Source organism: Stenotrophomonas sp. YJH_SMC_69, from assembly GCF_059370495.1.
In genome coordinates this window covers 57649-82076 of record NZ_JCAFTS010000012.1, presented here as the reverse complement: position 1 = coordinate 82076, position 24428 = coordinate 57649, and the positions used below count along the sequence as shown (strand labels likewise).

General features: G+C 68.2%; 19 protein-coding genes. 6 read left to right on the top strand and 13 right to left on the bottom strand.

Annotation, left to right across the window (positions count from 1 at the left end; all coding sequences use genetic code 11):
- Nucleotides 1-9: 9 nt before the first annotated feature.
- From AC5P8F_RS18105 to AC5P8F_RS18070, 8 genes are all read right to left on the bottom strand, one after another.
- Entirely contained in the window at nt 10-966 is a 957-nt protein-coding gene (locus AC5P8F_RS18105) for a type II secretion system F family protein (protein ID WP_046431116.1), read from the bottom strand.
- 2 nt (nt 967-968) lie between these two features.
- A complete protein-coding gene (locus tag AC5P8F_RS18100; RefSeq protein ID WP_014647459.1) occupies nt 969-2318 on the bottom strand; it encodes a TadA family conjugal transfer-associated ATPase in 1350 nt (449 codons plus the stop codon).
- Nucleotides 2303-3559 (bottom strand): CpaE/TadZ family protein, encoded by a 1257-nt coding sequence (locus AC5P8F_RS18095; protein WP_041863560.1) that lies wholly within the window; start codon nt 3557-3559, stop codon nt 2303-2305. The genes AC5P8F_RS18100 and AC5P8F_RS18095 overlap by 16 nt, the downstream gene beginning before the upstream one ends.
- Nucleotides 3560-3586: 27 nt before the next feature.
- Nucleotides 3587-4945: a type II and III secretion system protein family protein gene (locus tag AC5P8F_RS18090; protein ID WP_069116453.1), complete on the bottom strand. Its 1359-nt coding sequence runs from the start codon at nt 4943-4945 to the stop codon at nt 3587-3589.
- Between the two features lie 18 nt (nt 4946-4963).
- Nucleotides 4964-5998 carry a Flp pilus assembly protein CpaB gene (gene cpaB, locus AC5P8F_RS18085; RefSeq protein WP_495228696.1) on the bottom strand — a complete coding sequence of 345 codons (1035 nt, stop codon included), beginning with the start codon at nt 5996-5998 and terminating at the stop codon, nt 4964-4966.
- A gap of 25 nt (nt 5999-6023) precedes the next feature.
- Entirely contained in the window at nt 6024-6500 is a 477-nt protein-coding gene (locus tag AC5P8F_RS18080; protein WP_032962550.1) for a TadE/TadG family type IV pilus assembly protein, read from the bottom strand.
- A complete protein-coding gene (locus AC5P8F_RS18075; RefSeq protein WP_495228694.1) occupies nt 6497-7042 on the bottom strand; it encodes an A24 family peptidase in 546 nt (181 codons plus the stop codon). Before AC5P8F_RS18075 ends, AC5P8F_RS18080 begins: the two co-directional genes overlap by 4 nt.
- A gap of 89 nt (nt 7043-7131) precedes the next feature.
- Nucleotides 7132-7320 (bottom strand): Flp family type IVb pilin, encoded by a 189-nt coding sequence (locus AC5P8F_RS18070; RefSeq protein WP_005416979.1) that lies wholly within the window; start codon nt 7318-7320, stop codon nt 7132-7134.
- A gap of 693 nt (nt 7321-8013) precedes the next feature.
- Between AC5P8F_RS18070 and AC5P8F_RS18065 the strand changes: the two genes are divergently transcribed.
- The 4 genes from AC5P8F_RS18065 to AC5P8F_RS18050 all read left to right on the top strand — a co-directional run bounded on the left by AC5P8F_RS18065 (nt 8014) and on the right by AC5P8F_RS18050 (nt 16101).
- On the top strand, nt 8014-8994 hold the full coding sequence (locus AC5P8F_RS18065) for an AraC family transcriptional regulator (protein WP_032962548.1): 981 nt from the start codon (nt 8014-8016) through the stop codon (nt 8992-8994).
- Nucleotides 8995-9229: 235 nt separating this feature from the next.
- Nucleotides 9230-14785 carry an ESPR-type extended signal peptide-containing protein gene (locus AC5P8F_RS18060; protein WP_495228692.1) on the top strand — a complete coding sequence of 1852 codons (5556 nt, stop codon included), beginning with the start codon at nt 9230-9232 and terminating at the stop codon, nt 14783-14785.
- A 61-nt stretch (nt 14786-14846) separates the two neighbouring features.
- On the top strand, nt 14847-15689 hold the full coding sequence (locus AC5P8F_RS18055) for an OmpA family protein (RefSeq protein ID WP_329768148.1): 843 nt from the start codon (nt 14847-14849) through the stop codon (nt 15687-15689).
- Between the two features lie 148 nt (nt 15690-15837).
- Nucleotides 15838-16101 (top strand): DUF6959 family protein, encoded by a 264-nt coding sequence (locus tag AC5P8F_RS18050; protein ID WP_223224455.1) that lies wholly within the window; start codon nt 15838-15840, stop codon nt 16099-16101.
- A gap of 81 nt (nt 16102-16182) precedes the next feature.
- On the opposite strand, the gene AC5P8F_RS18045 is transcribed toward AC5P8F_RS18050, so the two are convergent.
- The gene (locus AC5P8F_RS18045; protein WP_495228690.1) at nt 16183-17010 is read right to left on the bottom strand and encodes a class I SAM-dependent methyltransferase; all 828 of its coding nucleotides are present in this window, start codon (nt 17008-17010) and stop codon (nt 16183-16185) included.
- A 63-nt stretch (nt 17011-17073) separates the two neighbouring features.
- Between AC5P8F_RS18045 and AC5P8F_RS18040 the strand changes: the two genes are divergently transcribed.
- Nucleotides 17074-17481 carry a MerR family transcriptional regulator gene (locus AC5P8F_RS18040; RefSeq protein WP_046431094.1) on the top strand — a complete coding sequence of 136 codons (408 nt, stop codon included), beginning with the start codon at nt 17074-17076 and terminating at the stop codon, nt 17479-17481.
- Nucleotides 17482-17554: 73 nt separating this feature from the next.
- Here AC5P8F_RS18040 and AC5P8F_RS18035 read toward each other — a convergent pair whose 3' ends face one another.
- The 3 genes from AC5P8F_RS18035 to AC5P8F_RS18025 all read right to left on the bottom strand — a co-directional run bounded on the left by AC5P8F_RS18035 (nt 17555) and on the right by AC5P8F_RS18025 (nt 22289).
- Nucleotides 17555-18271 carry an MgtC/SapB family protein gene (locus AC5P8F_RS18035; protein ID WP_014647448.1) on the bottom strand — a complete coding sequence of 239 codons (717 nt, stop codon included), beginning with the start codon at nt 18269-18271 and terminating at the stop codon, nt 17555-17557.
- A 101-nt stretch (nt 18272-18372) separates the two neighbouring features.
- A complete protein-coding gene (locus AC5P8F_RS18030; protein WP_495228688.1) occupies nt 18373-20145 on the bottom strand; it encodes a chloride channel protein in 1773 nt (590 codons plus the stop codon).
- A 62-nt stretch (nt 20146-20207) separates the two neighbouring features.
- Nucleotides 20208-22289: a TonB-dependent receptor family protein gene (locus tag AC5P8F_RS18025; protein WP_495228686.1), complete on the bottom strand. Its 2082-nt coding sequence runs from the start codon at nt 22287-22289 to the stop codon at nt 20208-20210.
- Nucleotides 22290-22420: 131 nt separating this feature from the next.
- Between AC5P8F_RS18025 and AC5P8F_RS18020 the strand changes: the two genes are divergently transcribed.
- Nucleotides 22421-23341, top strand: coding sequence for a M14 family metallopeptidase (locus tag AC5P8F_RS18020; protein ID WP_495228684.1), 921 nt, complete (start codon nt 22421-22423; stop codon nt 23339-23341).
- 87 nt (nt 23342-23428) lie between these two features.
- On the opposite strand, the gene AC5P8F_RS18015 is transcribed toward AC5P8F_RS18020, so the two are convergent.
- Nucleotides 23429-24280: a LysR family transcriptional regulator gene (locus AC5P8F_RS18015; RefSeq protein ID WP_495228682.1), complete on the bottom strand. Its 852-nt coding sequence runs from the start codon at nt 24278-24280 to the stop codon at nt 23429-23431.
- Nucleotides 24281-24428 lie beyond the last annotated feature (148 nt).

Genomic DNA, 24428 nt, shown 5'->3' with positions numbered 1-24428 from the left:
TGCGGGCGGTCATAGCGATTTGGCCAGGCGGTACAGCAGCAACGCCCCGAGCAGTTCCAGGCCCAGTGCGATCAGCAGGATCCTGTGGCCGAGCGGGTCATGCAGCACCGGCTGGAAGAACGCCGGGCTGGAGATCGCCATCAGCACCGCACTGGCCGGTGGCAGCAGCCCCAATACCCAGGCCGACATGCGGGTTTCCGAGGTGGTGGCGGCCAGCTCCTGCTGGGCTTGCTCCAGGTCGCGCATGAAATCACCCATGCGCTGCAGGATCTGGTCGGCGCGCCCGCCGATGCGCACGCTCACCCCGATCACCACCGCCAGCACCTTCAGCACGTCCATCCGGTACGGCTGTGCGGCCAGGCTCAATGCACGATCCAGCTCCATGCCGCTGCGCGCATAGCGCACCGTGGTGTCCAGCAGGCCGCGCAGTGGCGCGCTGGTCTGCATCGAAGACACCTGGAACGCGGCCTGCAGGCTGTTGCCCAGCGCAGTGAGGCGGACCAGGTTGTCGAGGAAGTCCGGCATCTGGTGCAGCAGCTGCGCGCGCAGTCTCGTGATCCGGCGCATCACCCACAGCCAGCAGCCCAGCAGGTACAGCAGAAGGGTCAGCGGAAACATCCAGGCCGTGCCCAGCCGCACCGCCGCCACGACCGCAAGCACCAGTCCCGGTACCAGCAGCATCAGTGGCAGCTTCCAGCCCGGCTGCAGGCCGGCGCGCTGCAGGACGCCATCCCAGGGTAATGCGCGGCTCCCACTGCTGGCGGGGCGGGCCGAATCGTTCGCCGCCGCAACGGCAGGCCCGGCCGGCACCGCACCGGCCGTGCTGCCGCGTGCCAGCTGCTGCTCGGTGTGCTGCAGCGAGGCCTGGCGCTGTTCACGGCTGCTGGCGGTACCCCACAGCCAGACGGCCAGCGCCAGCAGCACCGAGATGATGCTCAACACGCCCAGCAGCAGGCCGGTGCCCATGTTCAGAAGTCCCCGTAGAGTGATTCGCGCAGCTGCTGGCGGAACGGCTCCAGCTTGTGCGAATGCGGATGGAAGCCCAGGCCGATCCAGCGGTCGGTCTCGCGGCCGGTGCCATCGATCTGCACCTCGTGGCGGAACATCTCCTGGGTGGTGATCAGGTTGTCGCTGACCCCGGTGATCTCGGTGATCGAGACCAGCACCCGGCGCCCGCTGCCCAGTCGCGAGATCTGCACGATGAAATCAATGGCGCTGGCGATCTGCCGGCGCAGGCTGTCTTCGCTGCCCTGGAAGCCGGCAAACCCGGCCAGCATCTCGATGCGGTACAGGCAGTCGCGCGGCGTGTTGGCGTGGATGGTGGCCATCGATCCGTCGTGGCCGGTGTTCATCGCCTGCAGCATTTCCAGCACTTCAGCGCCGCGCACTTCGCCGACCACGATGCGGTCCGGGCGCATGCGCAGGCTGTTGCGCACCAGGTCGCGGATGCTGACCGCGCCCTGGCCCTCGGCGCCGCCGATGCGGCTCTCCAGGCGCACCACGTGCGGATGGTTCAGCGAAAGCTCGGCGGTGTCCTCCACGGTGATGACGCGCTCATCGGCCGGCACGTAGCTGGCCAGGGCATTGAGCAGCGAGGTCTTGCCCGAGCTGGTGCCGCCGGAGACCAGGATGTTGCAGCGCCCCAGCACCATCGCCTTCAGCAGTGCCTGCATCGGTGCGTCGAAGGTGCCCTTGGCGAGCAGTTCGTCGGGGGTGAACGGGTCCTTGCGGAACTTGCGGATGGACACCATCGGTCCGTCCACCGCCAGCGGCGAGATGATCGCGTTGAGGCGGCCACCGTTGGGCAGGCGCGCGTCGACCATCGGATTGGAATCATCCAGCCGGCGGCCGAGCGGGGCGAGGATGCGGCGCAGGATGCGCAGCAGGTGGGTATCATCGGTGAAGCGCTGGGTGGCGCGCTTGAGCTGTCCGCCCTGCGAAACGTGCACGTCCTTGAAGCCGTTGATCAGGATGTCTTCGATGGAGGGGTCGTGGAGCAGGTCGTCCAGCGGGCCGAAACCGGTCAGCTCCTTGACCAGTCCCTCGGCGACGACCTGCATCTCTTCTTCGTTGATCGGGATGCGCCATTCCTGGATGAAGCCCACGGTCTGCACCTGCACCCAGCGGGCGATGGTGTCCGGGGCCCAGGAATCGATGTCGATGCGCTCGTCCTCGATGCTGTTGAGCAGATGCTCATGCGCGGCCGACAGCACCTTCTGGTACTGCTCGGTCTGCGCGAACGGCAGGTGGCCCGGGGCAGATTCGGGCAGTACCGGGCGGGCAACGGCGTGCGGGAACGGGGTTACCTTGTCTTCCATTGCGATCCACCCAGGGCAAGGGAGAGTCTTTCCCGCAGGCCATGCGGCTGGACCGGGCAGGCGGCCGGATCCAGGCGCGACACGAGCGGGGCGAGGGCACGCAGATAGGGGTCGCGCGGGGCATCCTGCAGCAGCAGGTGTCCCTGGCTGGCGGCCAGGCGCACGCGCGGTCGTTCGGGCAGCGTCGCCAGCAGCGGTACTTCGAAGCGGCGTGCGATCTGTTCCGGGCTCATGCCGCTGCTGTCATCGTGGCGGTTGATCACCAGTTGCAGGCGCTTCTCGCGCTCACGCTGGCCCGCCAGGTGCTTCAGGGCCTGGTCCAGAGAAACCAGCGTGGCGATCGAGGCATCGGTGACCAGCCAGATCTCGTCGGCCTGGTCCAGCAACAGGGGCGGAAGCTGCCGCAACGGGCAGCCGCCGGCATCGCACAGCACGCTGGCGAACACGCCGCGCAGGCGCTGCAGCAGCGCGCCAGGATCCGAGGGCGGAACGGCATCGCTGCCACTGGCACGATCCAGCAGCACCAGCCCGGAGTCATGGCGCGCCATGGCCGTGCGGGCGAGGGTGGCATCGATGCGACTGGCATTGCGCAGCGCGTCTTCGTAGTGGAAGCGGCTGTCGAGATTGAGGTACAGCGCGAGGTCGCCGGAGGGCTGCGCCAGCTCCATCAGCAGGCCGTCCTGCTGCACGGCTTCGCCCTGGGCCAGGGCGCGCGTCTGCTGCGCCAGCACCGAAAGATGTGCTGCCAGGGTGCTGGTGCCGACGCCGGCGCGCACACCCAGCAGCACGATCAGGCGTGCCTTGTGTGCGTGCTGGGCAACCGCTGCCGGGCGCGGAGACAGGGCGCGCCGCAAGGCCGCCTCGATGCCTGCGTCGTCACTGTCCAGGTCCAGTACATCGCGCAGGCCGGCGCGCAGCGCGATCACCACGCCTTCGACCTGGCCGGCGCTGGTGGCGCCCACGGCCACCAGCGGCAGGTCCGGTTGGGTCTGCTGCAGCTGCTGCGCCAGCACGCTCGAGGCGGCCGCATGCTCGGGCCGGAAGTCGAGCAGCACCAGGCTCTGCGGGCCGCGTTGCAGGTCCTGGGCGGAGGTGGGGGCGTTGCTGTCCTGCCAATGCAGGGCGGTGCTCGGCGGCAGCTTGGCGGCCAGCCGGGGCAGCAGTTCGCGGTCGATGCCGTACAGGACCAGGTTCATTGGCGGTCCTTGCGGATGCAGCGGCTGGGCGGTGGCGTAGGGCATGGGCGTGGTATCGCAGGCATCATGGAGTCAGCGCGAGAATCCGGGCACCGGGTCCTGGCTGACCGGACCCAGCAACCAGGAACCCCACTCGGGGAGATGCGGCCTGGCTTCGCGCTCGCCGGGCAGCGGCAGTTCGGTGTTGCGCGCGAGTGGCTGCACCAGGCGCGGGGTGACGATGATCACCAGCTCCTTGTCCTGGCGCTTGTAATCGAAGTTGCGGAAGAACGAGCCGATGATCGGCAGGTCGCCCAGCAGCGGAATCTTGCTGACGTTGGAGACGATGTTGGAGCTGACCAGGCCCCCGATGACGAAACTCTCGCCATCACCCAGCTCGACGGTGGTGTCGGCGCGGCGGGTGGTGATCGAGGGAATCTGCACGTTGTTGAGCACAATGGCATTGCTGTAGTCCAGGTCGCTCGCTTCGGGCGCTACCTTCAGCGCGATGCGGTTCGCTGCCAGCACGGTCGGGGTCACGGTCAGGCCGATGCCGAACGGCTTGTAGGTGATGGTGGTAGTGCCAAGCCCCTGCGGTTCCAGGATCGGCAGTTCGCCACCGGCCAGGAAACTGGCGCTCTGCCCGGACAGCGCCACCAGCGTCGGCTCGGCCAGTACGCGGGCCATGCCATTGGCCTGCAGCAGTTCGACATCGGCGTTCCACAGCCCCTTGGTCGAGCCGAAAACAAGGCGGAATGCCGAGGAAATCGGCGAGACGGCCTCGTTGCTGCTGTTGCCTTCCTTCATGCCGGGCAGCAGGCCGGTGTTGCCCGGCAACCCGGTGCCGGGCCGCGCGAAGCCGTAGGCGAAGCCGCCGTTGCGGTTCTGGAAGTTGATGCCGATCTGCTTCATCGCGGTCTTGTTGAACTCGACCACCTTGACCTCGACCTGGACCACACCGCCGCTGCTGATGGTGGACGTATCGGCAAGCGCACCTTCCTTGCCCAGTGCCATCGCCGCCGTGCGTTGTTCCTGCATGTGCGAGAGCACGCTGTCAGTGCTTCCCTGCAAAAGGCCCTGCTGGTCCTGCTGGGTGAACACCAGATCGTTGCCGCCGGTGCTGGCCGCACCCTGTACGGCGCTCTGCACCCGTACTGTCACCCGTTGCGGCTCGGCCTGCTTGCGGTGCCACAGCAGCAGGGTGGTGGTGCCGGGCATCCTGCCCACCAGCAGCGCCTGGCGCTGGCCGCGCAGCATCACGATGTCGGCAACGCCGGGGTCGGCAATGGCCACCCGTTCCAGGTCGGCCGGCAGGTTCCAGGGACGCTGCTCACGGGCCTGCAGCACCAGGTCATCGGCGGCCACGCTCGTTGCCGGTGCCAGCAGCACCAGCAGCAGGGCCAGCCACCGCTGGCGGGGAGAAAGGCGTGGACGGCGGCGACGTTTGGTCATGGATGCGCTCGATGCAGGTCAAAGGGAGCCACGGGGGGCGGAACTGTCGCCACGGATGATCTCGATACCCGAAGCGCGCGGGGCGCTGCGACGGGGCGCCGGCGCACGTGCGGGTGCATCCGCGTTGCTGCGTGGCGGGGCACTGCCGCGGCCGGCCAGCGCGTCGCCGTCGATACCGGCGAAGGCGTGGTTCTCCGGGCGCTGCAGTGCCAGCTGCTGCTCTGCGTCGAGCCCACGCAGCGGATCGATCACGCCGCGCGACTGAGGGAACAGTGCGAGGTCGGGCAGGCCCGTATCAGCGGGATTGCGCAGCGCCAGGAACAGCTTGCCCTGCTGCGCACCCAGCAGCAGTCGATTGGCGTCGGCCACCGGTACCGCCAGCACCGCGCTGCGCGCGGGTTGCGGGGCTTCATTGCTGCTGTGGCTGCCGCCACTGCCGGTGATGTCGGCCGCGCGCGGGTCGTTGCGGGTGTCGGCCTCGCTATTGGAGGTGGCTTCCGAGGCGACCGGCGCGATGTCCTGCTGCCCATAGCTCAGCACGCGCAGGCGCGACAGCAGCAGGCGCGTCTGCGCGGCTTCGGCGGGGCTGTTGATGCTGGGCTGGGCATTGCGCAGGTTGAGGAAGACGTCGACGAAGTCACCGGGAAGGATGCGGTTGCCGGCACCAACCAGTTCGTCCACGGGCACGGCCAGTGCGCGCTCGCCCGGCCGCAGCTGCAGAGAGAAGCCCTGTGCCAATGCGCTGCTGCTGACCGGGCTGCCTTCGGCGATGTCCTGCACCGGCACCTTGCCGACCACGGCGGCGATGCTGGTGGCGGCACCGGCGACGGGGGAGGTGCGCTGGGCCAGGCGCAGGTCGTTGACGCTGATCGGCTCGCCCGCGGGCAGGCGCGCCACGGCTTCCACCACCGTGATGGCCTGCACTTCGTTGTGCGCGATCGGCGCGGCCGTGACCGGTGCGGCCGGTTTGCGCCCGATCATGAAGGCGATCAGCGCCAGCAGCACGGCCAGGCCGATCAGGGCGACGGCAGCGATGCGGGTCAACTTGAGCATGGAACCGTCTCCAAAATACCGGTCATCAGTTGCCGCTGCCGAGATCGAGCTGGGCGACCGCGACGCTGCGGATGGGAGCCTGCATCACCCACTTGTAGAGCGTGGCGGTGCCGGGCAGGAAGGGATGGCTGGCGTAGTCGTAGCTGACTGTCACGGTCATGCACTGGGCCGTGGCCAGGCCGGCGCAGGGCGCCTGCGCGGACACCACGATGGCATTGCTGCCCCCCGCGCTGCAGTCCACGTTCTGCTTGGAGAACTGCAGCAGCCATTGCATCGAGGTGCGTGCGGCGACGCAGGCGGCGGTGCGCCGTTCGCCGGCGGTGCCGTAGCGCAGCGAGGCGCGCGCACCTTCGGCCGAGGCGGTGGCCAGGGTCTGCTGTGCTGCCATGATCATCACCCCGGAGAAGGTGAACAGCAGCAGCGGCAACAGGCCGAGCATCAGCATCAGGGCGAACTCGATGCTGGCAACGCCGCGTTGCCGGCGCGGGCTGCGGATGTTCATGGTGCACCTCCGTAGATGCTTGCCAGCACCCAGCCGATGGCGGCGAGTGCGAGGTAGGCGGCATAGGGAATGCCACGTCGTCCCTGGCGTGCGGCCTGCATGTCGCGCAGGGCCGGATGCGCGTGCCATTGCGTGCTGGTGCGATTCACCTGCATCTGCAGGTGGCCGGGCAGCAACACGCCCAGGCGCCGGCCCGCCAGCACCAGCACGGCGTGCAACCCGGCGGCGATGCTGGCGACCAGCCAGACCGGCAGCAGCGCCTGCCAGCCCAGCATCAGCCCCAGCACGGCAAAGAACTTCACGTCGCCGGCGCCCATCCAGCGCAGGGCATAGAACGGCAGCAGCGCCAACAGGCCGAGCGCCGCGCCGGCAACGTGGGGCAGCCACGGCTGGCGCGGCGCACTGAACTGGCCGAAGACGATCACCACGGTGGCGATCACGCAAGCGGCGATCAGCCAGGCGTTGGGCACCCGACGGGCATACAGATCACTGATCGTGATCCGCAGGCATACGCCGATGGCCAACAATCCCAGCAGTGTCATCGCACACTCCGTCGTCCGTCACTGGACGGTCTTCGCCTGGTTCCATGCGCCCCACCGTCGCGGCTCTGCCTGCCGCGCGCGGTCGCCGCTCAGGTCGTCGAGCCCGACGCCTTGGTGGCCAGTGCGGAGAGGTTCTTGAACAGCGTTTCGAAGAACCCCTTGATCTGGTCGTTGCCGACCGCGATCAGGACACCAGCGATGACGGCAGCCAGCAGCCCGTACTCGAGCGCGGTGACACCGTCTTCTTCCTTCAGGAATTTGCGGATCGATGCGTTCATGACCAATGTCTCCCTCTACCTGTCTGCGGATGCAGTACACCTGCGTTGGGCGGTGGCCCGGCTCCGCCGGGATCGTCCGTGGGCCTCCGCGCGTCCTGGCGGAGGAGGCACGGCGGGATGGGCCCGCTGTGCTCAAGCAGGGTGATCGTCTCCAGGCAGGCCGCCAGCCGCACGGTCGCGACCGCTCGGCCCGGGGCCGGTGGTCGAGGCATCCAATGATGCGTGCGTGGTCATGCTGTCCCCCTGGGTGCGGCCGGATCAGTTGGCCAGATCACCGTGCTATCGACTTTGCCTGAATGGAAGTTGGCTGCAACAGGAACCTATATGCAAATTCGGCAGAAACCCCGCGATGCTGAAACTTTCAGGCCGTTTCTGTGACGAGAATCCGTTCGAAGGCAAAACGATTCATGGTCGTGCAGATTATGTGATTTCCATTTTCCGGCGCATGCGAAGACCGTGCCAATGGCGCCGACATTTTCTTCATCTGTGTATCTTTTTTCTTCATTGCAGCCCGCGGGTTTACCTTCGCCGATTATCGGGCATACTCGCATTCAAGCTGTTGCATTTCCATGGTTGGCCGCATCGGAGCCGATGCGGCCTGCACGACAACGGAAGTGGTTTCTGGATCGCTGCGCGCCCTGTCAGGCAGTGGGGGCCGCATCGCATGGCGGATCAACGGGGGACAACACTGTCATGGTCGATGGTGGGGTAGGAGACAGCGGCGACAGCGGCCTGCGGTCGATAGACCTGGCCACGCTGAGCGGCGTGCTTCGTGTCTGTGATGTCGAACTGCTGCTGCTCGATGGCAATGGGCCACGTGCGGCATTCGCTTCGCGCGTGCACGAGGAAGCCCTGTTCTGCAGCATCAGCTGCGGTTTCCACTGCCGCGGCCGTTTCATGCTGCCGCCGGACTGGGCGATGCTCGGGTACCTGCACGCCACCGATGAGACGCTGAGCTGGTGCCATGGCGTACCGCTCACGCCGGGGATGGCGTTGACGATCATGCCGGAAGGCATCAGTGAGTTCACCCTGAGCCCAGGCACGCACATGACCCTGATGCTGCTGCCGGTGGCACGGGTGCAGCGCAAGCTGACCGAACTGAGCCTGCGCAGCACGCCTCCCGCTGGCCAGGCACTGTCACTGTTCAATCTGGCCAGCGAAGGCACGCCGTTGGCACGCCACTACCAGCAGCTGCACCTGCAGCTGGGGCAGGGTGCAGGCCTGCAGCCGGAAGAAACTGAAACCCTGCTGCACGAGCATGTGCAGGCCCTTCTGGGTGCCGGTGCGGCGGATCGCCCGGGTTGCAGCCGTGCACGGCGTACGCATTATCTGATCGCACAGCGGGCAGAGAACTTCATGCGGCTCAACCTGCGCCGCAATATCTACATGAATGAAATCTGCGATGCGGCTGGGGTCAGCGAGCGCGGCCTGCGTTATGCGTTCGAGGACCTGTTTGGAACCTCGCCCAACCGGTATCTCTCCATGCTGCGCCTGTGCGCGGCCTGCCGCAGCCTGTCGATGGCCGATTCCAGCCGTCGCTCGGTGAAAGCCATCGCCCTCAGCTGCGGCCTGTGGGATCTTTCGCGCTTCGCCGACAATTACCGCAAGGTATTCGGCGAACTGCCGCGCGATACCCTGATGCGCGCGCCCGCGCAGATCGGCCAGCCGGCCTGAGCCAAGCCCCGCAAGGGTTTTCGCGGCATTCGTGCCGGAATTGCACATCCGCTTGCCGATCATGTTGCCGCTTCTGCATAAACGGCTGCCGATTCCGGCCGTGGATTTGCCGGAATGCGCGATTGCCGTGCCGGATTGAAGTGCGCCGCCACCGTTGCAACCGCTGAAATGTCAGTCACCTGCCTAACGGCAAGTCCACTGACATTCCAGTTGTTCGCCTACGGGGGAAATGCTCATGAACCGCATCTACCGGCGTGTATGGAACCGCCAGCTCAATGCTCTGGTTGTGGCCTCGGAACTGGCCACCGGCGACAGCGGCGGCGGCGCCGCACGCGATCCGCGCGCCTTCCTGCTGATGCCCACCGCGCTGGCCCTGGCACTGCTGTGCGCGCTGGCCAGCGGCCACGCAGGGGCATCGGAAACCAATCAGTCGCTGCGCGACCTGCAAGCGCTTGCGGCGAAGTATGCGCAGCCGATGCCGGTCAAGGTCGACGCGGAAGTGGCCTTGGCTGCCGCCGCGCGACAGGCGCAGAGCAGCCCTGCGATCAGTGCGGACGCTCGCCTGGGCCTGCAGTTGAACACCGCATCGCTGCCGGTGGTGCGTGACGTATTGCCGGCCGCCGTGCAGGTGAAGCTGGCAGCGAACACCACGCCGAAGCAGGTGGCCGTGCCGGCGCTGGCGGCCGATGTACGCGCCACTGTCGGCCTGGGCAACACTGCGATCAAGGCGGCACAGGTGGATGCATCGCTGGCAGCGCACGTTGCGCCGGGCGCGCAGGCGCCGCTGGGCGTGGCTGCCGATGCGCGCGCCAGGGCCAAGGTCGGCATCGCTGGCCATCAGGTCGCTTCGATCGATTCGGGTGCCCAGGCGGCAGCGGGCCTCAGCGGTTCGTCCCTGAAGGCCTCTGTCGACGGCGACACCGACGCGCATCTGGCGGTGGCTGGCCATCACATCGAGGGGCAGGGCCAGGCCCGGGCGACGGCGGCGGTCACGCTGCCGGCCAAGGAGGAACTGCCGGGTGACACGCATGATCGCGCCATCAGTGCCGCGTTCGATGCCGGCGCCGCGGGCAAGGTGCGCGTGCAGGCGCCGGACGGCCAGGAAGTAGTCGCCGATCGCAACCTGAAGCTGGCCGGGCAGGCAACCGTAGCCGCGCAGCACAGCGCGCTGGGCGTCGGCGGTCTGGTGGGCGGAGCAGTGGATGCTGTCGGCGGGACGCTTCACGGTGCCGCGGGTGCGGTCGGTAGCACGGTGGGTGCTGCGCTGAACGGCACCGTTGGCACGGTTGGCGGTGCAGTGGGCGGCGCTCTGAACGGTACTGTCGGAACAGTCGGTGGCGCAGTGGGCGGTGCACTCAACGGCACAGTCGGCGCGGTCGGCGGTGCAGTGGGTGGCACGCTCAACAACGCGGTGGGCGCAGTCGGTGGTGCGGTTGGCGGTGCACTGAACGGCACGGTAGGCACGGTCGGTGGCGCAGTGGGCGGTGCACTGAACGGCACGGCAGGCACAGTTGGCAGCGCCGTGAGCGGCGCGCTCAACAACACGGTCGGTGCGGTCGGTGGTGCTGTGGGCGGAGCTCTGAACGGCACCGTTGGCCAGGTCGGCAGCGCAGTGGGCGGTACGCTCAACAACACGGTCGGCGCAGTCGGTGGTGCAGTTGGCGGTGCTCTGAACGGCACGGTCGGCACAGTTGGCGGCGCAGTCGGCGGTGCACTGAACGGCACCGTCGGTACCGTCGGCGGTGCGGTGGGCGGAGCTCTGAACGGCACCGTTGGCCAGGTCGGCGGCGCCGTGGGTGGCGCTCTGAACGGGACTGTCGGTACGGTCGGCGGTGCAGTGGGCGGCACGCTCAACAACACGGTAGGCGCAGTCGGTGGCGCTCTGAACGGCACTGTCGGTACCGTCGGCAGTGCGGTGGGTGGCGCACTGAACGGCACTGTCGGCCAGGTCGGCGGTGCAGTGGGCGGCACGCTCAACAACACGGTGGGCGCAGTCGGTGGCGCATTGAACGGTACCGTCGGCAGTGCGGTGGGTGGCGCTCTGAACGGCACCGTCGGCCAGGTTGGCAGCGCGGTGGGCGGCACGCTTAGCAATACCGTCGGCACGGTCGGTGGTGCAGTGGGCGGCATTCTCAACGGCACCACCGGTAGCCCCGGCACAGGCCTGGGCGGCGTGCTGGGAAGCACGCTGGGCAACGTCGGCAGCGCGGTGGGCAACCTGCTCAACGGCAATCTCAATGGCACTGTCGGCAACCTGGGCAGCGCCGTGGGTGGCCTGCTGGGTGGCACGCTCGGCAGTCTCGGCCTGACCCAGCCGTCGGCGATCCCGCCGACCAGCCCGAAGGCACCGGCGCCGGCCGACCCGAATGCCGGCCTGATCATCGGCACCGGTGGCCTGGTCGGCAATGTCGGCCAGCTGATCGGGCCGACCACCACCAGCCTGTTCGGCGGCAATGGCTACCTGAGCAATGGCAATCTCAAGCTCAGCAATGCCAACGTGATGCAGACCTATTCGACGGTCAATGTGCTGGGCCTGCCGGTGGTGAACCTGTCGCCGGTCGGCAGCACGCTCAACGGTCTGGGCGGCGCGGCCACGGGCGGCAGCTCGCACCTGACCCTGATCGGTGGCGTCACTTCCGACAGCTACATCTACAACATCAACAACGGCAATCCGGGTGGCCTGCTGGGCCTGCTGCTGCCGAAGGATTCCCCGGCCTGGGCGGCCAAGTGCCTGGACATCGCGCTGGCCGACATCTCCTGCTGGGCCGTCAACGCCGCGCAGGACTACCAGGTGCTGATGGGCGATGGCGCCTTCGCCAACGGCTCGAAGGAAGTGGTGATTGGCGCCAACGCACGCCATGAACTGCCGAAGGTCGATGCCAATGTCGCCTTCCCCGGTGATGGCGTGAACGATCCCAGCAACCCGACCGGCGTGCCGACGGCCGACTACGCCGCGCGCATGGGCCATTCGGTGATCGTCGGCGACAGTGCCGTCGGCACCGCCAACGGGCAGACCCTGCTGGGTGCCGAGTCCACCTCCAACCAGGCCAACTCGGTCGCGCTGGGCTACCGCTCGGCCGCACTGCGTGGCGCGCAGGCCAGCTACAGTGCCTACGGCCTCACGGCGCCGCAGGTCTCGGCCGGTGAAGTATCGGTGGGCACCGCCGGTGGGGGCGAGCGCCAGATCACCAACGTGGCTGCGGGCAGCGGCAACACCGATGCGGTCAATGTAGCGCAGTTGAAGGGGGCCATCAGCCTGATCAATGGCGTGGCCGATGCCGCGGTGACCTACGATCTGGACGCCGGCGGCAATCCGAACTATCGACGGGTCACCCTCGGCGCAGGCACCGGCACCACCACCATCGGCAATCTCGCCGCCGGTGCGGTCACCGCGGGCAGCCTCGAGGCCGTCAACGGTGGCCAGCTGGCGGCAACGAACAGCGCGATCGCCAGCTTCTTCGGTGGTCGTGCAGCCTTTGACCCGGCCAGCGGCATCTTCACCGCACCGCTGTTCGAGATCAGCACGATCTCCACCACCGGCGCCATCGCCCAGGGCCTGTACACCAACGCCACCGATGCCTTCGCGGCGGTGGATGGTTCGCTGGTCAACCTCAACACGCAGATCACCGATATCCGCAACGGCGGTACCAAGTACCTGCGGGTGAACTCGACCGGTACCGAGGCCGTGGCCAGCGGCGCCGATTCGATCGCGGTCGGCACCAATGCGCGGGCGACGGCAGCCAACAGCATCGCAGTGGGTGCGGGAAGCCTTGCCGATCGTGCCAACACGGTTTCCATCGGTGCCGCTGGCGCAGAGCGTCAGGTCATCAACGTGGCGGCCGGTACCGCGGCCACCGATGCGGTCAACGTGGGACAGCTGCAGGCCTCGGAGCAGGGGGCACTGCGCTATGACCTCAACGCCGATGGCAGCGTCAACTATGCCAGCGCCACGCTGGGCCAGGCCGGCACCGCCACCACGCTGCGCAATCTCGGCCCGGGCCAGGTCAGCGCCACCAGCAGCGAGGCCATCAACGGGGCCCAGCTGTTCGCCGCCAACCAGGCTGTGGCCACCCACCTCGGCGGTGGTGCTGCGGTCAGCGCCAGCGGCGTGCTGACCGCACCGACGTACTCGATCAACAACGTCGCCGCCAACGGCACCGTGACCAAGGGCAGCTACAACGACGTCGGCACCGCCTTCGATGCGGTCAGCAACTCGCTGGCCAACGTTGCCGACCAGACCGGCGAGATCGACAAGCTGGCCGTGAAATACGATGTCGACGGCAGTGGCAACGTGCTCAACAGCGTGACGCTGGCGGGCACCGGTACCGGTGCGGTGAAGATCACCAACGTCGCCGCCGGCAGCATCCTGGCCGGCAGCAGCGACGCCATCACCGGCGACCAGCTGTTCAGCACCCACAGCACCATCGCCAACTACTTCGGCGGCACCACCGCCTACAACGGCACCACCAACGCGTGGACCGCGCCGACGTTCAGCATTTCCAGCATCGCCACCGATGGCACCTTCACCAGCGGCGATTACAACAACGTCACCGCCGCCTTCACTGCCGTCGATGGCTCGCTGAAGGTTCTCAACCAGCGCATCACCAACGGTGGCGGTGGCAGTGCCTACCTGGCGGTGAACTCGACGGCGGCCGCAGCCACCGCGGCCGGTGCGGAAGCGGTGGCGGTCGGCCCGCAGGCCAGTGCAGCCGGTGCCAACAGCGTGGCGGTCGGCAACGGTGCCAGCAGCAGTGCCGGCAACAGCGTGGCGCTGGGTGCCGGTTCGGTGGCCAGCGTTGGCGCACAGAGCGGCTATACCGGCGCCTACGGCCAGACCGGTGCCAGCAACTCGGCCGGTGAGGTCTCGGTCGGCAGCAGCGGCAGCGAGCGCAAGATCACCCACGTTGCCGACGGCTCGGACACCTACGACGCAACCAATGTCGGCCAGCTGAAGAACGGCGTGAATTACGCCATCGACGAGTCGAAGAAGTACACCGACCAGAAGATCCAGAACATCACCAACGTGGCGGGCAGCTTCCGCGCCAACAACACCAACAACCTGGCCGATCCGTCCGCCAGCGGCGCCAACTCCGCCGCCGGTGGTGCAGGCTCCACTGCCGCCGGTGCCAACTCGACCGCGCTCGGCAATGGTTCACAGGCGCAGGCCGACAACTCGGTGGCATTGGGTGCAGGTTCGGTGGCGAACCGGGCCAACACGGTCTCGGTGGGTGCCAGCGGCGCCGAACGCCAGGTGGTCAACGTGGCCGACGGCTCGCAGGCCACCGACGCGGTCAACGTGCGCCAGCTGCAGGCGTCGCAGCAGGGCACCATCCGCTACGACACCACGGTGAACGGTGCGACCAACTACAACAGCGTCACCCTGGGCAGCACCAGCAGCGGCCCGACCACGGTGCGCAACGTTGCCGCTGGCACCGCCGGTACCGACGCGGTCAACGTGGATCAGCTGAAGTCGGGCATGGCGCAGACCCTGGACTGGTCCAAGGCCTACACCGACGAGCGCATGGGTGGCTTCGAGCGCGACCTGCGCAAGACCGACAACCGTGCTTCGGCCGGTATCGCCTCGGCGATGGCCACCGCAGCGCTGCCGCAGCCCAGCGAGGCGGGCCGCAGCATGGCCTCGATCGCGGCTGGCAGCTACAACGGCGAATCGGGCGTGGCGCTGGGCATCTCCGGTGTATCCGAAGGCGGGCGCTGGATCTACAAGTTCAGCGGTTCGACCAACAGCCGTGGCGAGGCCGGCGTGGCCGTCGGTGCCGGCATCCAGTGGTGATCCCCGCCGCCGGGCCGCGCCCGCGGCCCGGCATCGCGGAAACGTCTACAGGGGGAATGACATGAAACAGCATCGCATCGCCCGCGCCGGCCAACATGCCGCTACGCTGGGCCTGATCCTGGGGATGGGCCTGCTGGCCGCCTGCCGCAGCCATGCGCCGGCCACCGACGGTCCCGTCGAAGCCACCGCCGTGCAGTTCCCGGAGGCCTCCAGGGCCTCGTTGAAGGAAGGCATCTATCCGGACGCCGCCGACCTGCGCCGCTTCGCGCCGGGCATGAGCAAGCGGCAGTTGTACACGCTGCTGGGCACGCCGCATTTCAATGAAGGCATGTGGGGCGTGCGCGAGTGGAACTACCTGTTCAACTTCCGCACCGCGCAAGGTGCGGAGTATTTCACCTGCCAGTTCCAGGTCCGCTTTGACAGCAAGGGCATTGCCCAGGCGGGTTACTGGAAGCCGGAATCGTGCGCGGCCGTGCTGGAGCCGCCGCGGCCACCGGTCCCGCCGGCACCGGCACCGGCACCGCTGCCGGAACAGCCGCTGCGGCTGTCGGCCGACGCGTTGTTCGGCTTCGACAGCGCGGTGCTGAGCGCGGAAGGGCAGCAGGCGGTGCAGGGCATCCTGGCGCAGGTACGCGAAGCCGCACAGGTGCAGTCGATCAGGGTGACCGGCTATACCGACCGTATCGGCAGCGCCAGCTACAACCAGGCGCTGTCGCAGCGCCGCGCCGAGGCCGTGCGCAGCGCGCTGGTGCAGGGCGGCGTGCCTGCGGCCAGCATCAGCGCCGAAGGACGCGGCGCGGCCGAGCCGATCGTGCAGTGCGGGCAGCGCAACCGGCGCGAGCTGATTGCCTGCCTGGCGCCGAACCGGCGCGTGCAGATCGCCGGGATGGCACAGCCCCGTTGACCCTCCTGCGCCGGGGCGGTGCCCCGGCATCCCGAGTCCCCCCTGACCGCCGGCAGGCGTGGCAACGTCTCCCCCGTCGTCCACGCCTGCCTGCGGCTCAGGTCTTCAAACGGTGCACGCGATGAATGCCCAATTCCTGCCACTCTCCATGAAGACGGAAGCTACGCTCAGCGTGTACGGCCAGCTCGGCAACCATGCCGTGGTGCGCATCCCGGGCCGGCGCCTGCCCGGCCTGATCCTGCAGGCCGATACCGTGGCAGGGTTCCTGGCCCAACTGCAGGAAGCACAGGCCTGCCTGCGCAGCGGCCGCGCACAGCGCACCGACGCCGAGCTGGACATGCTGATCGACGTGCTGCAGCAGTGGTACGCCTTGATCGAATCGCGCCTGGCCGACGCCGGCGAGGCGCTGTAAAGAAAAAGGGGGACGGAGGAGATTAAGTCGTTTCCTGCACACGCGGGGCAAGAACGACTTAATCCCCTCCGTCCCCTTTTCCTACGCGCGGGCGCGGACCAGCCAGCAGGCGGCATCCACGCGTACGCGGTCACCTTCGATGAACGGCGCGAATGCAGCCAGCGCCTGGTGGCGAAGCACGGCGGCACGGGCTTCCGGCATTGAGCGCAGGGCCAGCCCCAACGGGCCCAGCTGGCCGACATAGGTGGGCAGGTCTCCGCGGGCGATCGAGCAGGGCAGGTCTACCGCAACCACCTCCACATCCTTCCAACCGGCGGCCTGCACAAGCCGCTGTGCCCGCCCGCCATCGGCGAAGGCGAACTGTCCCGGCGCGCCGGGTACCCGGGGCGGCAGATCCAGTGCATCGCCGATGGCGCGCTCGGCCGTGGTCATGAATGGATTCTCGTCGGCACTGCGCCAGGCGATGAAGCGCAGCCCAGCGCCGGGTGTCGCGGCACGATGCAGGTTGGCGAACGCGGCCTGGCTGTCCTCGAAGAACATCACGCCCAGCCGCGACTGGATCCAGTCGAAGTGCGCGGACGGCAGAGGATGGCGCTGCGCGTCTGCCACGATGAAGTCCGCGTCCAGTCCCGCAGCCTCGGCGCGCTGGCGGGCCAGCGCCAGCATCGGCGCGGAGATGTCCAGGCCGGTGCTGTGTGTCGCTGGGCGTGCGGCGGCTGATGCCAGCAGGCTGGCACCGGTACCGCAGCCTACATCCAGCAGTTGCGTGACGGTCTCCGGAAGTTCGGCCACCAGCAGGTCGGCCATGGGCTGGAACAGGCCATCGAGAATGGCCTGCTGCGCAACCCAGACCTGGCCGCCAGGACCGTTCCACAGGGCGCTCTGATCAACGGGGGGTGTACGGGTCATGGTCTTGCCTTGCAGGGAAGTCGCCCATAGGTTGGCGCTTGAAGGTCACTTGAGGTCAAGCCCGTGCGTGAACTGGATATCGGCGAAGTGGTCAAGCGCAGTGGCGTGCCGGCCTCGACCCTGCGTTACTACGAACAGCTTGGGCTGCTGCAGGCAGTGGGCCGTCGCGGCCTGCGCCGGCAGTACGACGAGCAGGTGCTGGAGCGGCTGGCACTGGTCGGCCTGGGCCAGGCGGCCGGGCTGTCGCTGCAGCAGATCGGCGCATCGCTGCCGCCGCAGCGCGGATGCCTTACGCTGGATCGTGAGGCCCTGCTGGCGCAGGCTGATGTGCTGCAGCGGCAGATCATCCAGCTGCAACGGGTGCGCCGGCACCTGCAACGTGCGGCGGCCTGCCCGCAGGCAGAGGATGCCCGGAAGTGCGGCTCGTTCCGGAAGCTGCTGCGGGCACAGCAGCGCATGGCGGGTGGGTGAGAGAAGCGTATCCACGCATGGCGTGAATCCACTGCAGCACGACCTCGGCAGATCCACGCCCTGCGTGGATGATTCAGTCGCGGGTGCTGACTTCCCACGTGGCATGCAGCACCCCCGGCACGTGCTCCATCCGTGCCAGTACCAGATCCAGCTCGTCGGCACTGACCGCAGTACTGACCAGCACCGCGATCACGTCGGTAGGCGCGTCGGCATGCTCGACCACCTGCACATCGCCCACCGGATACTGCGCGGCCTCCAGCGCATCGACCAGTCGCTCGCGCACCCGCGGTACGGCTTCGGCATCCACGCTCAGGCGCACTTCGTAGGTGGCTTCGGTCGCCGCCTCGTTGATCGGGATGCGGTTGATCGCATTCACCAGCGGCCGCAGCAGCGTGTTGCCGGCGATGATCAGCACGGTCAGCAGCACGCCCTCGGCCAGCATGTCCGCGCCGGTGCAGCTGCCGACCGCCGCCGAGCACCACAGGGTGGCGGCGGTGTTCAGGCCGCGCACGTTCATGCCTTCCTTCATGATCACGCCGGCGCCGAGGAAGCCGACACCGGAGACCACGTAGGAGATCACCCGTACCGCCTCGGCGCTGCCGGCGATGCGCATGCCCAGGTCGACGAAGGCGGCGGCGCCCACTGCCACCAGCACGTTGGTGCGCAGGCCGGCGGTGCGTTGCCGGTACTGGCGCTCGGCGCCGATCAGCGTGCCCAGCACGAAGGCGGCCAGCAGGCTGACCACGGTGTCGGCGAAGGGACCGGCCTGGAAGGTCTCAATGAAGCGCATGGCCGGAGTCTACCCGGTCGAGGTGACAGTAGATCCACGCCATGCGCGGATTTCGAAAGCGTCAGAAACGACTTAATCCCCTCCGTCCCCTTTTGGCGGGGTCAGTCGGTGTCGTCGACGCGCTCGCCCATCAGTTCGCGCTGGCGCTTGTCCAGTTCCTCGGCGTAGCGCTTGCGGACGAAGGCTTCAGAGACCACGCCCAGGACCTGGCCGTCGGCGGCGACCACGGCCAGTTCATCGGCCTGGGTCTGGTCGAAGCGCTGCATCACGCTGACCACGTCCGCGGCCGGTGACAGTGACACGTCCCGGTTCTCGGCCAGCTCGCCGATCATGGTCTCCGGCTTCACGCCGTCGCCGTAGACGCGCGGAATCTGCACGATGCCTGCGTAATGGCCTTCGCTGTCGATCAGGATCACCCGGCTGCCCGAACCCAGCGGGAAGCGCTGGCGGAACGTGGCGGCATCGAGATCGGCCGGCGCGGTAGCCACGCCCTTGCGCATCAGCCGGCCGGCGTTGAGGTTCTGCACCCAGCCCACGTCGCGTGCGCTCTTGATGGTCTCGCCGCGCAGGTGCATGCGCCAGGTCGAGAACGAATAACCGAACCACTGCCGTACCAGCGTGCTGGAGACCAGCACCGCACTCATCACCACGCTGGTCAGCAGGAAGTCGTGGGTGCCTTCCAGCACCAGCATGGCCATGGTCATCGGTGCGCCGACCACGGCGGCGGCCAACGCTGCCATGCCAGCCAGCGCGGCGGACGTGGCATCGATCACCGGCACACCAGTGGCCATCGCCAGCAGGCCGGCGAACAGGGCGCCGACCAGGGTGCCCATGAACAACGAGGCGAAGAACAGGCCGCCGCGGAAACCAAACCCGAGCGAGATGCCCGAGGCCAGGCACTTCAGGGTCAGCAGGCCGCCGATCCAGATCAGCGGCAGGTGCGTGGTCAGGTCCAGGTGCAGTGCGCCATGGCCGGACGACAGCACCTGCGGGCTGGCCAGTGCCAGCGGGATCAGCAGCAGGCCGCCCACCACCGGCCGACCCCAGGCAGGCAGCGGGCTGCGCTTGACCGTGCCTTCGATCGAGGCGATCAGCCGCATCACCGCGATGCCGACCATCGCGCAGCAGCAGCCAAGCAGGCCGTAAATGGCGTAGTCGGCGGCGCGGACATCAATCGTCGAGGCAGCCGGCAGCAGGTAGGGCTCGATGCCGGCCTGGTCGGCCACGAATGCACCTGCCAGCGCGGCCACCGCCACCGGCGCCAGTGCGGCCGGGGTGTAGGCGCCGATGACGATCTCGAAGGCGTAGAACGCGCCGGCCAGTGGCGCCCCGAAGGCGGCCGCGACGGCACCGGCGGCACCGGCGCCGACCAGGATGCGCACGTCGTTGCGGCGCAGGCGCATCACCCGGCCCAGCTGCGAGCCGCTGCCCGCTCCCATCTGCGTATACGAAGCCTCCAGCCCGACCGAGGCGCCGCAGCCATTGGACAGCAGGGTCTGGGTCAGCACGATGAGGTTGTCGCGCATCGACATGCGCCCGCCATGCAGGGCATTGGCTTCGACCGCATCGAGCAGGGGCCGCTTGAGCCGGGTCGCGGCCAGGCTGACCAGGCCGACCAGCAGGCCACCCAGCGGCAGCACCAGCAGTGCGGTCCAGGTCAGCGCGGGCAGGGAGCTCAGGCGCATGCCGTCGTCCAGCCCGTACAGGGTGCCCTGCAGCCAGCGTGCGATGCCGGACTGCAGCAGGGTTAGGTAGCCGGCGATCAGGCCGACCAGCAGGGCAAGCGCGATGAACCACAGGTCGCTGCCGCGCAGGCGCAGGCGCAGGCCCTGGAAGGCCAGATGCAGGCGCGATGGCGAAACAGGCAGTGACATGGTGGCGGCATGATACGCCGCCACCGTGGTCGCCGCCGTCACTGCATCGGGCGGTTACCGCGTCAGAAGCGGTAGCGGCCCTGCACGTAGAAGGTGCGTGGCGCAGCCACCATGCGGCCGGCGTTGCCATCGACGTTGCGGGTGTACCAGCGCTTGTCGGCCAGGTTGTTCACGCCCAGCGCGATCTCGCTGTCGTCCAGCCCCGGCACCTGCCAGGCCACCTGCGCGTTCCACAGGCGCACGCCCGGCACGCGGCCCACGCGCGCGTCAGCGGTTTCTTCCCAGGTGTTGGCGGCATCGGAGAACTGGCCGCTCTGGTGGGTGCTGGAGACATTGAAGGCCCAGCCGGCCAGTGCGTAGCGGGCGCCGACGCTGTCGGTGTCGCGCGAGTAGAAGGGCACGTCCAGGCCGCGGTTGTCACCGGACTGCTGGATCGCCTGGGTCCAGGTGTAGTTGGCGTACAGCTCCAGCCCGGCCAGCGCACTGTCCTCGGCGAAGTGGTACTCCAGCGCGCTCTCCACGCCCTTGTGGTCGGTGGCGCCGATGTTCTGGAAGGTCGGCGGGGTGATGCCCGGCACCTGCAGGATCTGGTTGTCGAAACGCATCTTGAACACGGTCACTTCCGCGCGCAGTGCACCGTCCTGCCAGCGCGCGCCCAGTTCGGTGGTCTTGGCGATTTCCGGGTTCAGCGGGTTGCTGGCCGTCTGCGAATTCAGCTGGATGTTCTGCACCGGCCCGAACGAGGTGGTGTAGTTGCCGAACACAGTCAGCCGCGGCGTCAGCAGGTAGGCGATGTTGAGCGAGGGCAGGGCCTTGTCGTTGCGGCTGCTGAAGGTCGCCGTGCCACCGGCCTGGCGGCGGTCCATGTCGATCCATTCCATGCGCACGCCCGGGGTGATCCGCCACTGGCCGATCGCGATGCGGTCGTCGATGTAGAACGCATGGGCATCGGTCGCGTTGTCGAAACGGGTGGTGGCACTGGCCACGCCGGTGCGGCGGCTGACGGTGTAGCTGCGGTCGTTGCCGCGCTCGCGCAGGAAGCGGTAGCCGGCGGTGATGTCGTGCACGCTGGCGCCCCAGTGCAGGCGCTGGGTGTAGCGCGGCTCGATGCCAAGCACGCGGTAATCGCGCGGCTGCACGGTCAACTGGGTATTGGCCGTGTTGATCAGCGAGCTGGCGCGGCTGCTTTCGTTGTAATAGGCCAGCACCTCGAATTCGCTGTTGGCCGACAGCGTGTTGGTGTAGCCCAGGTCGATGCCGGTGCGGCGGCCCTTCCAGAAATCGGTGGAGCGGGTGTTCTGGAACGGGTCGGCCTCGTACTGGGCGCGGGTCAGGCCGCCCGGCGTCAGCGAGCGCACATCGTAGTACGACAGCTTGGCACGCAGTTCCTGCTGCGCGTCGATGGCATAGGCGAACTTCAGCGCCAGGTCGTTGAAGCGGTCATCGCTGCCCTGGCGCCAGCCACGCCCGTCCTGGCCGGAGTACAGCAGGGCCGCGCCCAGGCCGTTGTCGCCGGTGCCGCCGAGGAAAGCGTTGTACTGGGCACTGTCGCCGCCGCCATGGTCATGGGCGGTGTAGCGCACGCCGGCCTCACCGTGCAGGCCGGGGCCGGTGGGAATGGCGCGGGTGCTGAAGTTGATGATGCCGCCCACGTTCTGCGGGCCGTAGCGCACCGCGCCGCCGCCGCGCACCACGTCGATCGATTCGATGTTGGACAGGCTGGTCGGCGCGAACGACAGCTGCGGCTGGCCATACGGCGCCACCGCCAGCGGTACGCCGTCCAGCAGTACGGTCGAGCGCGGCGAGTAGCGCCCGGTCAGGCCGCGCACGCCGATGTTCAGCGAGACCGAGCTGCCGGCCGTACCGGAGTTGTCGGTGACCTGCACGCCGGGGATGCGGCGCATGGCATCGCCGATGCTGGCCGCGCCGCTGGCCTCGATGCGCTGGCGGTCGACCACCGTGCGCGCGCCGGCGAAGCGCTTCACGCTGTCATGCAGGCCGGTACCCAGCCAGCTGCCAGAGACCTGGATGCTGTCGAGCGTGGTAGCGCCGTCCTGGGCGAAGACGCTGGCGGCCGGAAGCAGGCACAGGGTGAGGGCGGCGGCCAGGGGCAGGCGGGCCGGTTGCAGGGCGTGGATGGGCATCGGTGCAGGCTGTGGAAGGTCGTAAATGAGAATTATTGCTGATTCCATTCGCCAATGGAATGCGCGTCGGGTTCATGCCGTTGTCCCGGTGGTAGAGTGGGCGATTGCTTCCTGACTCGCCGAGATCCGCCATGTCCCAAGCCGCCTTCTACCCCGTCGGAACCCCTGGCCAGCCGTGGGGAGCGGCGGAACGGGAGCTGTGGCGTGGCCGCCAGCAGCGCCCGCGTCGCTATGACCAGGAGGTGCTGCCGCGCATCGAAGCGCTGGCCTCGCGTTTCGACAAGGTGGCCTATGGCCAGCTCGACTACGCTGGCGAGACCTATACGTTGTTCGCCCTGCGCAGCCGCGACTGGAACCCGGCGCTGCCCGCCGCGCTGGTTACCGGTGGCGTGCACGGCTATGAGACCAGTGGCGTGATGGGCGCGCTGGAGTTCCTCGAAAAGCACGCCGCCGACTATGCCGGCAAGGCCAACCTGCTGGTGGCGCCGTGCGTGAATCCGTGGGGCTTCGAGCGCATCAACCGCTGGAACTTCGATGCGATCGACCCGAACCGCAACTTCCGCGCCGATGGCCCGGCCCGCGAGTCGACCGCGCTGATCGAGCTGGTTGCACCGATCAAGGGCCAGTTCGTGCTGCACATCGACCTGCACGAGACCACCGACAGTGATGAAAGCGAGTTCCGCCCGGCGCTGGCCGCGCGTGACGGCAAGCCGTTCGAGCCGGGCCTGATTCCGGATGGCTTCTACCTGGTGGATGACAGCGAGGCCCCGCAGCCGGCGTTCCAGCAGGCGGTCATTGCCGCCGTGGAGAAGGTCACCCATATCGCCCCCGCCGACGACAAAGGCGAGATCATCGGTTCGCCGGTGATCGCCCACGGCGTGATCGAGTATCCGCTGGTGAAGCTGGGCCTGTGCGCCGGCATTACCGGCGCGAAGTACACCACCACCACCGAGGTCTACCCGGACAGCCCGCGGGCAACCCCGCAGCAGTGCAACGACGCACAGGTGGCAGCGGTGTGCGCGGCACTGGATTACGCGCTCGCCCATCGCTGACAGATAAAAAGGGGACGGAGGGGATTAAGTCGTTTGTGCCCCAGTACCGCCGGGGCACAAACGACTTAATCCCCTCCGTCCCCTTTTTCACCCCAACGCGTCGGCCCACCAGAGTGCGGCTGGGCCTGGCGGCGTGTCGCGTCGCCACAGCAGGTCGCTGTGGATGCGCCGCGGCCAGCCCGGCAGCACCAGTTCCACCAGCCGCCCACGGTCATAGCGCTGCACCAGCGCCCGCGGCAGTTCGGCCCAGCCGATGCCGTCCTCGGCCATCTCCATCACCATCAGGTAATCGGTGGCGGTCCACGCGAGGCCGGTGACCAAGCGGGTCTGATCGACTTCCGCGCTCAGGCGCACCTGCCGATGCCGTGCCAGTTGTGCGGCGGCGCGACGCCCGGCGCTGGCCAGCGGGTGTCCGCGCGCCACGTACACCGACAGTTCGCTGTGGTGCGCCAGCGGCCGCGTCACCAGCCCATCGGGATAACGCTCCTGCCTGGGCAGCAGGCCCAGCCCGGCGCGACCACTGCCGACCAGCTCCAGCACGTCCTCGCCTTCGGCATCCAGCCACTCCAGCTCGATCTCCGGGAACGCTTCGGCGAAGCGCTGCAGGATCCGCTGCTCCGGATCCAGCTGGTAGACATCGGAAAACACCACGGTCAGGCGCGGCTCGACCGGCGCGGACAGGCGCACGCTCAACTGCTGCAGGCGCGCATCGGCGGCCAGGATCTCCTGTGCGTGGCCCAGCACCTGGCGCCCGGCCTCGGTCAGCCGCGGGTAGCGCCAGCGGCGGTCGAACAGGCTCACGCCGAGGTCGGCTTCCAGGTGGGCAATGGCGGTGCTGACCGTCGACTGGGTCTTGCCCAGCCGCCGTGCCGCGGCCGAGAACGAGCCCAGCGCGGCGGCTTCCACGAAGGCCTGTAGGGATTCAGGGGAATAGGGCATTGATCCATCGCTCCTGTCGATGGAATCCATTTTGATACCACCGTAAAAGGCGATGATACTAACCCCCGTCGCCCCTGTCTGCGAGGGGCGTTCCGGACCCTCCACGCGCGGCGTGGATCCATTGATGAGGCGGCGCGGTCCCCGTCCT

Bases quoted from the DNA above. Each gene is read 5' to 3' on its own strand.
- AC5P8F_RS18105 (WP_046431116.1), bottom strand. From the start codon at position 966: ATGGGCACCGGCCTGCTGCTGGGCGTGTTGAGCATCATCTCGGTGCTG.
- AC5P8F_RS18100 (WP_014647459.1), bottom strand. From the start codon at position 2,318: ATGGAAGACAAGGTAACCCCGTTCCCGCACGCCGTTGCCCGCCCGGTA.
- AC5P8F_RS18095 (WP_041863560.1), bottom strand. From the start codon at position 3,559: ATGCCCTACGCCACCGCCCAGCCGCTGCATCCGCAAGGACCGCCAATG.
- AC5P8F_RS18090 (WP_069116453.1), bottom strand. From the start codon at position 4,945: ATGACCAAACGTCGCCGCCGTCCACGCCTTTCTCCCCGCCAGCGGTGG.
- cpaB (WP_495228696.1), bottom strand. From the start codon at position 5,998: ATGCTCAAGTTGACCCGCATCGCTGCCGTCGCCCTGATCGGCCTGGCC.
- AC5P8F_RS18080 (WP_032962550.1), bottom strand. From the start codon at position 6,500: ATGAACATCCGCAGCCCGCGCCGGCAACGCGGCGTTGCCAGCATCGAG.
- AC5P8F_RS18075 (WP_495228694.1), bottom strand. From the start codon at position 7,042: ATGACACTGCTGGGATTGTTGGCCATCGGCGTATGCCTGCGGATCACG.
- AC5P8F_RS18070 (WP_005416979.1), bottom strand. From the start codon at position 7,320: ATGAACGCATCGATCCGCAAATTCCTGAAGGAAGAAGACGGTGTCACC.
- AC5P8F_RS18065 (WP_032962548.1), top strand. From the start codon at position 8,014: ATGGTCGATGGTGGGGTAGGAGACAGCGGCGACAGCGGCCTGCGGTCG.
- AC5P8F_RS18060 (WP_495228692.1), top strand. From the start codon at position 9,230: ATGAACCGCATCTACCGGCGTGTATGGAACCGCCAGCTCAATGCTCTG.
- AC5P8F_RS18055 (WP_329768148.1), top strand. From the start codon at position 14,847: ATGAAACAGCATCGCATCGCCCGCGCCGGCCAACATGCCGCTACGCTG.
- AC5P8F_RS18050 (WP_223224455.1), top strand. From the start codon at position 15,838: ATGAAGACGGAAGCTACGCTCAGCGTGTACGGCCAGCTCGGCAACCAT.
- AC5P8F_RS18045 (WP_495228690.1), bottom strand. From the start codon at position 17,010: ATGACCCGTACACCCCCCGTTGATCAGAGCGCCCTGTGGAACGGTCCT.
- AC5P8F_RS18035 (WP_014647448.1), bottom strand. From the start codon at position 18,271: ATGCGCTTCATTGAGACCTTCCAGGCCGGTCCCTTCGCCGACACCGTG.
- AC5P8F_RS18030 (WP_495228688.1), bottom strand. From the start codon at position 20,145: ATGTCACTGCCTGTTTCGCCATCGCGCCTGCATCTGGCCTTCCAGGGC.
- AC5P8F_RS18025 (WP_495228686.1), bottom strand. From the start codon at position 22,289: ATGCCCATCCACGCCCTGCAACCGGCCCGCCTGCCCCTGGCCGCCGCC.
- AC5P8F_RS18020 (WP_495228684.1), top strand. From the start codon at position 22,421: ATGTCCCAAGCCGCCTTCTACCCCGTCGGAACCCCTGGCCAGCCGTGG.
- AC5P8F_RS18015 (WP_495228682.1), bottom strand. From the start codon at position 24,280: ATGCCCTATTCCCCTGAATCCCTACAGGCCTTCGTGGAAGCCGCCGCG.